The sequence below is a fragment of the Rugosimonospora africana genome, assembly GCF_016862975.1.
GTDB classification, from domain to species: Bacteria; Actinomycetota; Actinomycetes; order Mycobacteriales; family Micromonosporaceae; genus Rugosimonospora; species Rugosimonospora africana.
In genome coordinates this window covers 309,850-321,326 of the sequence record NZ_BONZ01000027.1, presented here as the reverse complement: position 1 = coordinate 321,326, position 11,477 = coordinate 309,850, and the positions used below count along the sequence as shown (strand labels likewise).

Below are 11,477 nucleotides of genomic sequence, written 5' to 3'. Positions count from 1 at the left end.
GACGCGGACCAACAACCCCGCCGCAACAACTACCACCGACGCGAGTAGGGAAGCACCGAACAATCGAAGCCGCCGGGGAGTTGGCCACCAGGAACAGTCGTGGCCATCCCGGAAAAGTCAGTACGCCTGGCGAAACCGGAACCGAATCCGAGCCCGGCCGGGCAGCGGCCGCTCAGTCGCGGCCCTCCAGGTCGGACTCCGTGGCCAGGTACGCCTGGCGAAGCCGGTCCAGAGTGTCGGCCGCAGGCCGCTCCCACAGCTTCCGGTCGGCGGCCTCCAGCAGCCGCTCCGTGATCCCGCGCAGCGCCCACGGGTTCGACTTGTCGAGGAAGTCCCGTACCTCCTGGTCGAACACGTACGACTCGGCCAGTTGCTGGTACATCCAGTCCTCGACCACGCCGGCCGTGGCGTCGTACCCGAACAGGTAGTCCACGGTCGCGGCCAGCTCGAAGGCGCCCTTGTACCCGTGCCGGCGCATGGCGGCGATCCAGCGTGGATTGACCACCCGGGCGCGGAACACCCGCCGGGTCTCCTCCGCCAGGCTGCGGGTGCGCACCTCGTCCGGCCGGTGCGAGTCGCCGATGTAGGCGGCCGGGTCGCTGCCGGTCAGTGACCGCACCATGGCCACCATTCCGCCGTGGTACTGGAAGTAGTCGTCGGAGTCGGCGATGTCGTGTTCACGGGTGTCCACGTTCTTGGCGGCCACCGCGATCCGCCGGTACACCCGCTCCAGGTCGTCCCGGGCGGCCCTGCCGTCCAGGCCGCGTCCGTAGGCGTACCCGCCCCACACCGCATAGACCTCGGCCAGGTCCCGGTCGTCGCGCCAGTTGCGGGCGTCGATCAGCGGTAGGAGTCCGGCACCGTACGCGCCCGGCTTGGAGCCGAAGATGCGGGTGGTGGCCCGGCGCCAGTCGCCGTGCTCCGCCGCGTCGGCGCGTGCGTGCGCACGCACGAAGTTGACCTCGTCCGGTTCGTCGAGCGCGGCGACCTGGGAGACGGCGTCGTCCAGCAGCGCGACCACGTGCGGGAAGGCGTCCCGGAAGAAACCGGAGATGCGGACGGTCACGTCGACGCGCGGGCGATCCAGTTCGGCCAGGGGTACCGGCGCCACCCCGGTGACCCGCCGCGACGCGTCGTCCCACAGCGGTTGGCAGCCCAGCAGCGCCAGCACCTCGGCGATGTCGTCCCCCTGGGTACGCATCGCCGAGGTGCCCCACATCGTCAACCCGACGGTACGCGGCCAGTCCCCGTTGTCCTCCCGGTAGCGGCGCAGCAGCGAGTCGGCCAGCGCCTGACCGACGTCCCACGCATTGCGGGACGGGATCGCCTTCGGGTCGACGGAGTAGAAGTTGCGGCCGGTGGGCAACACGTTGACCAGTCCCCGGGTCGGGGAACCGGACGGCCCGGCCGGCACGTACCCGCCGTCCAGGGCGTGCAGTACCGCCGTCACCTCGCCGGTCGTGGCCGCGAGCCGCGGTACCACCTCGTCCGCGGCGAACCGCAGCACGTCCACGATGGACGGTACCGGCTCACCGAGCACCTCGGCGACCACCGCCGGTACCGCGTCCGGCGCCCATCCACGGGCGTCGCAGCCGGCCACCAGCCGGACGGCCAGCTCCTCCAATGCGTCCACCGCCGAGCGCCCGGAGTCCTCGGATAGTCCACTATGGACGGATAACGCCGCGCGCAACCCCGGCAGCGCCCCGACCCGCCCACCCCACACCTGAGTCGCGCGCAACACCGCCAGCACCAGGTTGACCCGGGCCTGACCCTCCGGCGCGGCGCCGAGCACGTGCAGGCCGTCGCGGATCAGCGAGTCCTTGACCTCGCACAGGTACCCGTCGACATGCAGTACGAAATCGTCGAACTCCCCGTCCTCGGGCTGGGCGTCCACCTGCAGGTCCCGGTGCAGTTGAGCGGCCTGGATCAGGGTCCAGATCTGGGCCCGCACGGCGGGCAGCTTCGCCGGGTCCAGCGCCGCGACGGTGGCGTACTCGTCCAGCAACTGCTCCAGCTTCGCCAGGTCGCCGTAGCTGTCGGCGCGGGCCATCGGCGGCACCAGGTGGTCCACGATCGTGGCATGCCCGCGCCGCTTGGCCTGGGTGCCCTCCCCGGGGTCGTTCACGATGAACGGGTAGACCAGCGGCAGGTCGCCCAGCACCGCGTCCGGCGCGCACGCCGCGGACAGGCCGAGCCCCTTGCCGGGCAACCACTCCAGCGTGCCGTGCTTGCCCAGGTGCACGATCGCGTCGACGTTGCCGGCCAGCCACCGGTACGCGGCCAGGTAGTGGTGTGAGGGCGGCAGGTCGGGGTCGTGGTAGATGGCGATCGGGTTCTCGCCGAATCCGCGGGGCGGCTGGATCAGCAGGGTGACGTTGCCCAACCGCAGCCCGGCCAGCACGATGTCGTCGCCGTCGACGTACAGTTCGCCGGGCGCGGGCCCCCAGTGGGCGGTCATCGACTCGCGCAACTGCGCCGGCAGCGCGCCGAACCACTCCCGGTACTGCCCCGCGGGTACCCGGATCGGCGCCGCCGCCAACTGCTCCTCGGTCAGCCACTCCACGTCCTGGCCGCCGGCCGCGATCAGCTGGTGGATCAGCGCGTCGCCATCCTCGGGGAAGGAATCCACCGAGTACCCGGCCTCGCGCATGGCTCGCAGCAGCAGCACCGCCGACGCGGGCGTGTCGAGCCCGACGGCGTTGCCGACCCGGGAGTGCTTGGTCGGATACGACGACAGCACGATCGCCACCCGCTTGTCCGCGTTCGGCACCTGGCGCAGGCGCGCGTAGCCCAGCGCGATGCCGGCCACCCGCCGGGCCCGTTCCGGGTCGGCGACGTACACCGGCACCCCGTCCGGGCCGGTCTCCTTGAACGAGAACGGCACCGAGATCAGCCGGCCGTCGAACTCCGGCACAGCCACCTGCATCGCGGCGTCCATCGGCGTCAGGGCCGCCGCCGACTCCTGCCAGGCTGCCCGGGTGGTGGTCAGGCACAGCCCCTGCACCAGCGGTACGTCCAGCTCGGCCAGTCCCTCGACCGTCCAGGCGTCCTCGTCGCCACCGGCCGACGCGTCCGACGGTCGGGTGCCCCCGGCGGCCAGTACCGTCACAATCAGCGCGTCGCACCGACCCAGCAGCTCGCGCAGCCCGGCGTCGACCGAGCGCAGCGACGCGGCGTAGACCGGCAGCGGGGTCGCGCCGGCCTCGGCGATGGCCACGCACAGGGTGTCCACGAACGCGGTGTTGCCGGCCAGCGCGTGCGCCCGGTAGAAGACGACACCGACGGTGGGCCGGCCCGCGGTTCGCGGACCGCCGGGTGGCTGGTGGTCGCGCTGGTCATGACGGTACTGGCCGCCGTCGTACTCCCCGTAAGCCGGCGTGGGTACCGGCGCGGCGAAGCCCTCACCGGTGAGCAGCACGGTGTCGGACAGGAACCGGTGCAGTTCCCGCAGGTTGTCCGGGCCGCCCTCGACCAGGTAGCGCAGCGCGTCGTGCGCGACTCCGGCCGGTACCGTCGAGCAGGCGGTCAGCTCCGCGTCGGGCGCCGCCTCACCGCCCAGCGCGACCACCGGCAGCCCGGCGTCCAGCACCGCGGCCAGCCCTTCCGGCCAGGTCCGCCGGCCGCCGAGCAGCCGGACCACCACCAGGTCGGCGCCGTCCAACAGGGTGGGCAGGTCGGACGGCTCGATCCGGGTCGGGTTGGCCACCCGCCAACCGGTGCCGGCGGCGCGGGCCGCGAGCAGATCGGTGTCCGCGGTGGACAGCAACACGAAGGCCGACGACGGCATGGTGGTACCTCCCGGCGGGGTCCACGCCCCGGGTCGTAGCGGGCGGCGGCGCCGCGTGGTGCCACCGGGGCGGCCAGAGTCTCCTGGCTCCCGGATCGACGCGCTCCCCCGGCCTTCCCACCGCACGCTTCCGTCGTACCGCAGTGGCCATCGTGGGGGGACCGCTCCCCGGTCACAGTGGCGGGACCGTCCCGGATTCGCACCGGGTTCCTCCGCGCCGCCCGCGCCGGATCCTACGCGTACCCGGCGAGGCGACGTACCGGCCGGGCCGTATGACCGCGTCACATCCCTGCGGCACGATGTCGTATCGGCCGGGTCGCTGTGGGCCGGGTCGCTGTGGGCCGGATCGCGGCGGCCGGGTCGTTTCGGCCGGGTGGTGTGGCGAGTCGGGTGGAGGGTCGTGTCGGCACGCAGCCGGGTCGCGGGTCGCGGCGGCCGGGTCATGTCGATCGGGCCGGTGTCGGTCCGGGCACGAGTCGTCGCCGGTCGAGTCGTCGCCGGTCGAGTCGCGCCGGTTGGGTCGTCGCGGCCGGGCGGGCGAGGTACCCTGTTGAGTTCGAGCAACAAAAAAGACGGCACGCAGAAGCGCTCCGTCTTTCTGAGATTAGACACGAGGGAGACGGGTTTGTCAAGTCCTTCCGCTGTCCCAGCTGCCTCGGGCGTGAACGGGACCGGCATGAACCGCATGGGCGACAACCGCATGGACGACAACCGCATGAGTGACAACCGCAGAGACCACGGCCGCAGAGACCATGGCCGCACGGACGACGGTCGCATAGATGACCACGCTCACGGCACGGACGATATCGATCGCGAGCAGACATACGTCTCGATGCTCTACGGCCGCCTCGACGCGATGCGAGGACACGCCAGGGACCTGTTGACCGGCGCGCTGGCCCAGACCGGCGGTACCCAGCAGGAGCGTTCGCAGCGCGACAGCACGATCCGGATGCACACCGACCGGATCGCGCAGCTCGACGCCGTGGACAGCGGGCTGTGCTTCGGCCGGCTCGACCTGGCGCCGTCCACCGACTCGGCCCAGCCCGAAGGCTCAGCCCCGCTCAGCGACTCGGCCCAGCCCGAAGGCTCAGCCCCGCCCAGCGACTCGGCCCAGCCCGAAGGCGCGGCCCCGTCCGGACCGGCCCCGTCCGCGCCGGTAACGGAAGCAACGAAAGAGCGCCGGTACATCGGACGCATCGGCATCTTCGACGAGGACGGCGACTACGAGCCGCTGCTGGTCGACTGGCGCGCGCCCGCGGCCCGTCCGTTCTACCTGGCGACCGCGGCGGCACCGCTGGGAGTACAGCGGCGTGCCCACATCCGGACCGCCGGCCGGAAGGTCGTCGGCGTGGACGACGAGGTGCTCGACCTCGCCCTGGCCGCCTCCGCCGACCGGCACTCCCGGTATGCGGGCCTGACCGGAGAGGCCACCCTGCTCGCCGCGCTGAACGCGACCCGCACCGGCCGGATGCGCGACATCGTGGAGACCATCCAGGGCGAGCAGGACCGGATCATCCGGGCAGACCTGGGCGGGGTACTGGTCGTGCAGGGCGGCCCCGGCACCGGGAAGACCGCCGTCGCGCTGCACCGGGCGGCGTACCTGCTCTACACGTACCGGCGGGAGCTATCCAGCCGGGGTGTCCTGGTGGTCGGGCCCAACACGACGTTCCTCAGCTACATCTCGCAGGTACTGCCGTCGCTGGCCGAGACCGGGGTGCTCCTGCGCACCCCGGCCGACCTCTACCCGGGCGTGTCCGCCCGGCGCCCGGAGCCGGCGGAAGCCGCCGAGCTGAAGGGCCGTACGGTCATGGTCGAGCTGCTGGCCAACGCGATCCGGGACCGGCAACGGGTACCCGACGAGGCGCTGGAGATCGTCACCGACCGGGGTTCGCTGTGGCAGGACACCCTGCGGCTGGACCCGGCCACCTGTGCGGAGGCTCGCGAGCGCACCCGCCGCCTCGGCCGGCCGCACAACCTGGCCCGACCGATCTTCGACACCGAGATCATCCACGCCCTCTCGCTGCAGGTCGCGGAGCGCATCGGTACCGACCCGTACGCCGACGATCCGCTGGGCGGCGACGACGCACCGGGGGACGAGCAACTGCTGGAGGAGGCCGACCTGGCCGAAATCCGCCGGGAGTTGCGCGCCGATCCCGCGGTGGCGACCGCACTGGACTGGCTGTGGCCGATCCTCACGCCGCAGCAACTGCTCACCGACCTGTACGCGTCCGCCGACCGGATCGCCACCGCCGCGCCGATGCTGACCGACGCGCAACGAGCCCTGCTGCACCGGGACCGGTCCGCCGACTGGACAGTGGCCGACGTGCCCCTGCTGGACGAGGCGGTCGAACTGCTCGGCGAGGACGATCGGGACGCGACGACGCTCGCCGAGCTGCGCCGCCGGCAGCAGGCCGCGTACGCCGAGGGAGCGCTGGAGATCCTGCACGGCTCCCGGCCGATCGACCTGGAGGACGAGATCGACCCGGAGATCCTCACCGCGACCGACCTGCTCGACGCCGGGCTGCTCGGCGAACGGCACGAGGAACGGGAGTACCTGACCGCGGCCGAGCGGGCGGCCGCCGACCGCACCTGGGCGTTCGGCCACATCATCGTGGACGAGGCGCAGGAACTGTCCCCGATGGCCTGGCGGCTACTGATGCGCCGCTGCCCGAGCCGGTCCATGACCCTGGTCGGTGACGTGGCGCAGACCGGTGACCTGTCCGGCACCACGTCGTGGGCGCGGGTACTGGAACCGTACGTGGGCGACCGCTGGCGGCTGGCGGAGCTGGCGGTCAACTACCGGACGCCGGCCGAGATCATGGCGCTGGCCGGCCGGGTACTCGCCAACATCGACCCAGCGCTGCCGCTGCCCCGGTCCGTCCGGGAGACCGGGATCGCGCCGGAGCTGATCCGGGTCGATCCGGCCGAACTGGCCGACCGCGTCGTGGAGACGGTACGGCGGGAGGCGGCCGGGGACAGTGGCAAGCAGGACAGTGGCAGGCAGGACAGTGGCCGGCGCGAGGGCGGCGGGCGGCTCGGCGTTCTGGTCCCGGACGGCGACCTCGCCGAGCTGGCCGCGACGGTCGTCGACGCGGTACCGGAGGCGGCCGTCGGCGACGAGGCGGACCTGGAGAGCCGGGTCGTCGTGCTGACCGTACGGCAGGCCAAGGGGCTGGAGTTCGACTCGGTCGTGGTCGTCGACCCGGCGGGGATCGTCGCCGGATCGGAGCGCGGGCGCAGCGACCTGTACGTGGCGCTGACCCGGCCGACCCAGCGACTCACCGTGCTGTGCCCCGGTGACCTGCCGGCGATCCTGGAGGCGCCAGTCGCGGCCTGACCCGAGCCCGCTGCCCCGCTGCCCCGCTGCTCCGCTGCTCCGCTGCCCCGCTGCCCCGCTGCCCCGCTGCAAAGTGTCGTACCGGGCGGTTAGCGTCCGGGCATGTTCGAGACCCTCGACGTGAGCGCCCAGGCCGGTCCGCTGGCCGAGGCGACCGCCCGGCTGGCCCGTCTCCTGCCGGCGCGGTCGGTCCACCCGGCCCATGCGGGCGTGCTGCTACGCGCCGACGACGACGGGCTCCTGCTCATCGCCGCAGACGGCGAGGTGAGCGCGCGGTTGCGGGTGCCGGCCGTCACGCACGGGCGGGGTGAGGTGGTGGTCTCCCGGCGCGGCCTGGCCGAGACCGTCGCTGCGCTCGACGTGCCGGAGATCCGGCTCGTCGCGGAGGGATCTCGGCTGGCGGTGCGCACGCCCGGTGCCCGGTTCGCGCTGCCGTCACTCGGCGACGTCCGCCCGGCGACGGCCGCGCTGCCCCGCGAGGCTGGACGGGTCTCGAGTGCGGCGCTGCGCGCGGCGGTGACACCGGTCGCCGGAGCCGCCTCGCGTGAGCACGCGCTGCCCGTCTTCACCGGCGTTCGGCTGCGGTCCGACGGCGACCGGCTGTCTCTGTTGGCCACCGACCGCTACCGGCTGGCGTCGGCGTCCCTGACCTGGCTGACCTCGCTGACCTCGCTGACGTCGCAGACCTCGGAGACCTGGCAGACCGACCAGCACAGCCGAGACCTGACCGCGGCCGAGCCGGGCGCCCCCGGCACCGGTCCGGGCAGACCACACGGCACGGGTCCGGGCAGATCACAGGCTGCCAGCCCGGAGGGACCGGAGGGCACAGTTCACAGCGAAGCAGGGGACAACCGCGCGGAGGGCACCGGTCCGGGCGATGGGAGGATCAGCGGTCCGGGCGGTGCGAGGGTCGCCGGTCCAGGCGGGGTGGCCGGCCCCGAGGTGGACGTGCTGGTGCCCGCCGCGATCCTCGCCGAGGCGACCCGACATGCGGGCACGGCCGACACCGTCACCCTCCACGCCGCGGGCGACCTGTTCGGGCTGGCCTGGGAGGGCGGCAGCGTGGTCATCCCCACGCTCGGCGACGCGTTCCCCGACACTCAGCTAGACCGGCTGTTCGACCTGAAGCCGGAGTGCGAGGTCGAGGTCGACGCCGACGCGCTGGCCGCGGCGGTCGATCGGGCCTCGCGGTACGCGGGGACGTCCGGCCGGATGGCAGTCGAGGCGGGTGACGGCGTGCTGCTGGTACGGGCGAACGACCCGCTGGCCGGTGAGTCGGAGGAGACCGTCAAGGCGTCCGTCCGGGGCGACCACCTCACCCGGCTGTACCAGGCTCGGCTGCTCCTCGACGCGCTGCGCGCGTTCGGTCGGCACCGGCTGGAGCTGCGGATCCAGGGCGGGATACGCGCCACCGAACTGCGTCACGCCTCGCCCGAGGCGCCCGTCGACCTGCGTTACCTGGTTGTCCCGTTGAGGGCGGCGCCCCCCGCCGACGAATCCGGCGCCGCTCGCTGATCCGGCGGCGCCGCGCCCGGCCGCTCGCTACCGCCGGGCCGCTCGCTACCGGGCCGCTCGCCGTCAGGCCGCCCCCCGTCGGGCCGCTCCCCGTCGGGCGGCTCGCCGTCGGCCCGCCCGCTGCCGGGCCGCTCGTCGCCACGGCGCTCTCCGGCGACCCGCCCGCTGCCGGTGGGCGCGGCGGGCACCTGGCGGCCGTTGTGCCACACCGACCGTATGCGGTCCTCCAGCCGGGCCGGGTCGAGGTCGGTACCGTCGAGGAGGACCAGATCCGCCCGCTTGCCCGGGGCGACCTCACCCCGGTCGTCGGCGAGCCCGAGCAGCCGGGCGGCGTCCAGTGTCGCGGCACGCAGCGCGCCGGCTGGACCGAGCCCGGCGTCCGACAGGTACCCGATCTCCCGCAGCACCTCGGTGTGCGGCCGTACCGGGTTGTCGGTACCCATCGCGACCGGTACCCCGGCCTCGACAGCGAGCCGGACCGCCCGCCGGTGCGCCTCGACCGCCGCCGGCCTGCGGTCGGGGTCGCCGTGCGTCGTCGAGAGCGTCGGCACGAACCACGACCCGGACTCCGCCATCGCGGCCACCGCCGACTCGTCGAGCCAGGTGCCGTGCTCGATGCTGCGGGCACCTGCGCGTGCGGCCAACTCGGCCCCTCGGGCACCGTGCGCGTGCACCATGACGCCCCGCCGCCCCTGCCGGTCCGCCTCGTCGACGAGCGCACGCATCTCCTCGGCGGTCAACTGGACGTCGTGCACGCCGGTGCCCCGCACCATCGAGCCGGTCGCCGTCACCTTGATCCAGTCAGCGCCGGCGCGCACCATCCGGCGCACCACGTCGCGGGCTCCGTCGGCGCCGCAGAACACCGGATCGGGCATCGACGGATCTCCGAACAGGTCGAGCGAACCGGACAGGGGCGCCCAGTGGTCACCGATGCCGCCCGTGGTGCACACCTGCCGGAGGCTGACGAACAGGTCGGGCCCCTCGATCCAGCCCCGCTCCAGGGCCAGTTTGAGGCCGGCGTCGGCACCCCAGGCGTCGCGTACCGTCGTGACGCCGAGGCGCAGCAACGTCCGCAGGACCGGTACGGCGGCCAGCGCCCGCGCCGATCGCGGCATATCGAGCGGATCGTCCTCGTGGTACGTGGCCGGCAGGCACACGTGTGTGTGGCAGTCGATGAATCCGGGCAGCAGCATGCCGCCGGTGCAGTCGACCGCCTCGTCTCCGTCGAGGCCGGTGCCGACGGCGACGATCCGGTCTCCTTCCATCACCACGTCGGCGGGCCGTGCCTCACCCGACGCGACGTCGAGCACCGATCCCCCGGTCAGCAGTACGCGAGTCACCCAACCATCCTTCCAGCGACGGCAAACTCCGCGCTGCCCCGCCCCGCATCGAAAATCGGCCCGGCGCCGGAAGACAGGCCGGCGTGAGAAGAACGGTCCGGTGCCAGAAGACGGGGCCGGCGCCAGAAGACCAGCCCCGGCACCGGAAGACCCGCCTCGCGCCCAAAGACGACGCCCGGCCCGGCACGAGCGCTCACGACGCCGGCCGGTGCAGTACCTCCAGCGCGCGGTCGATCTCGTCGGGTGTGGTGAACAGGTGCGGGCACAGGCGCAGGTTCCCCTCGCGGTACGCCACGTCGACACCGGCCTCGGCCAGCTGCCGGTACCGCCGCTCGTTGTCTCCGTCCCGCCGGGCGAGCACGACGAGGGTGGACCGGGCAGGCCCGCGTACCGGGCTGAGCACCTCGTATACCTCCGGATCGATGCCGGCCAGCAGCACATCGACCAGCCACTGGTCGTACTCCGCGACCGCCGGAACCCCGACCGACAGGAACAGGTCGATGGCCGCCGCCCAGGGCAGCGTGTTGGCGAAGTTGGCCGGGCAGAACACATCCATGCCGCGCACGCCCAGGTCGTCGCGCACGGTGTAGTCGCGCATGTGGTCCAGGCCGCGCCCGGCCTGCATCGCCAGCCAGTACGCCTGTTGCGGGCGCAACCGGTCCCGCAGGCCCGGGCGCAGCCAGGTGAACCCGGTGCCGTACGGCCCGCACAGCCACTTGTACCCGCAGCTCGCCACGGCGTCGACCGGGACGCGCGACACGTCGATCGGACGCGCCCCGATAGCCTGCGACGCGTTCACCACGAACGTCACCCCGGCCTCGCGGCACACCCGGCCGAGCGCGTCCAGGTCAGCTGCGTGGCCGGTGAACGAGTTCACCCAGGTCAGCGCGAACACCCGGGTCGCGTCGGTGAGAGTCGCGGCGAGTTCGGTCGCGGTCGGCGCTCCGGCGCCCGGGTGCAACCGGCGGGTATGCACGCCGCGGTCGGTCAGCCGCGACCACGGCAGTACCGTCGCCGGGTAGTCACCGTCGACGACCAGAACCTCGTCCCCGGACTGCCAGGGCAGTCCACCGGCGACCAGCTGCAGCCCGTACGACGTGCTGTTGCCCAGCACGATCTCGTCGACCCGGCCGCCCACCAGCGTGGCGAGCAGCCCGCGAAGCCGTTCGGGCTCGTCGGTGAACGCCTCGTCGGGAATGCGATGCGGCGCCGCTTTGAGTGACGCCGCTCGCGCCGCGGCCTCCACCGCGACCCGGGGCAGTGGCCCCTGGTGCGCTGTGTTGAGCCAGACCCGCCCATCGAACGGGCCGAAGCTGTCCGGCGCCACCGGGCTGGCCGGGCGGCTGTCGCCTGTGCGGCCGTGGGCGGGGCGGCTGTCGCCTGCCCGGCCGTCGGCGGGGCGGTTGGTGGCTGAGCGGTCGGTCGCTGGGCGGTCGGTCGCTGAGCGGTCGGTGGCCACGACTCCTCCCGGAAGGTACGGCAGCGCGTCGATTGTCCC

The 11,477-nt window shown here is 73.3% G+C and carries 5 protein-coding genes and 1 riboswitch; of the genes, 2 read left to right on the top strand and 3 right to left on the bottom strand.

Annotated features, from left to right (window positions below; translation table 11 throughout):
- Positions 1-172: 172 nt before the first annotated feature.
- Positions 173-3,787 carry a cobaltochelatase subunit CobN gene (gene cobN / locus Raf01_RS14960; RefSeq protein ID WP_203918443.1) on the bottom strand — a complete coding sequence of 1,205 codons (3,615 nt, stop codon included), beginning with the start codon at positions 3,785-3,787 and terminating at the stop codon, positions 173-175.
- A 76-nt stretch (positions 3,788-3,863) separates the two neighbouring features.
- Positions 3,864-4,000, bottom strand: a riboswitch (cobalamin riboswitch).
- A gap of 502 nt (positions 4,001-4,502) precedes the next feature.
- On the opposite strand from cobN, the gene Raf01_RS14955 reads away from it, so the two are divergent.
- Positions 4,503-7,124, top strand: a complete 2,622-nt coding sequence (locus Raf01_RS14955; RefSeq protein WP_505973665.1) for a HelD family protein — start codon at positions 4,503-4,505, stop codon at positions 7,122-7,124.
- A gap of 102 nt (positions 7,125-7,226) precedes the next feature.
- Positions 7,227-8,639 carry a DNA polymerase III subunit beta family protein gene (locus tag Raf01_RS14950; protein WP_203918442.1) on the top strand — a complete coding sequence of 471 codons (1,413 nt, stop codon included), beginning with the start codon at positions 7,227-7,229 and terminating at the stop codon, positions 8,637-8,639.
- On the opposite strand, the gene Raf01_RS14945 is transcribed toward Raf01_RS14950, so the two are convergent.
- A complete protein-coding gene (locus Raf01_RS14945) occupies positions 8,579-9,979 on the bottom strand; it encodes an amidohydrolase family protein (protein WP_203918441.1) in 1,401 nt (466 codons plus the stop codon). The genes Raf01_RS14950 and Raf01_RS14945 overlap by 61 nt on opposite strands.
- 193 nt (positions 9,980-10,172) lie before the next feature.
- Complete coding sequence (locus Raf01_RS14940; RefSeq protein ID WP_203918440.1) at positions 10,173-11,438, bottom strand: aminotransferase class V-fold PLP-dependent enzyme; 1,266 nt, start codon at positions 11,436-11,438, stop codon at positions 10,173-10,175.
- Between the last annotated feature and the right edge of the window lie 39 nt (positions 11,439-11,477).

Excerpts from the sequence above, each read along its gene's own strand:
- cobN (WP_203918443.1), bottom strand. The coding sequence starts at position 3,787 with ATGCCGTCGTCGGCCTTCGTGTTGCTGTCCACCGCGGACACCGATCTG.
- Raf01_RS14955 (WP_505973665.1), top strand. The coding sequence starts at position 4,503 with ATGAGTGACAACCGCAGAGACCACGGCCGCAGAGACCATGGCCGCACG.
- Raf01_RS14950 (WP_203918442.1), top strand. The coding sequence starts at position 7,227 with ATGTTCGAGACCCTCGACGTGAGCGCCCAGGCCGGTCCGCTGGCCGAG.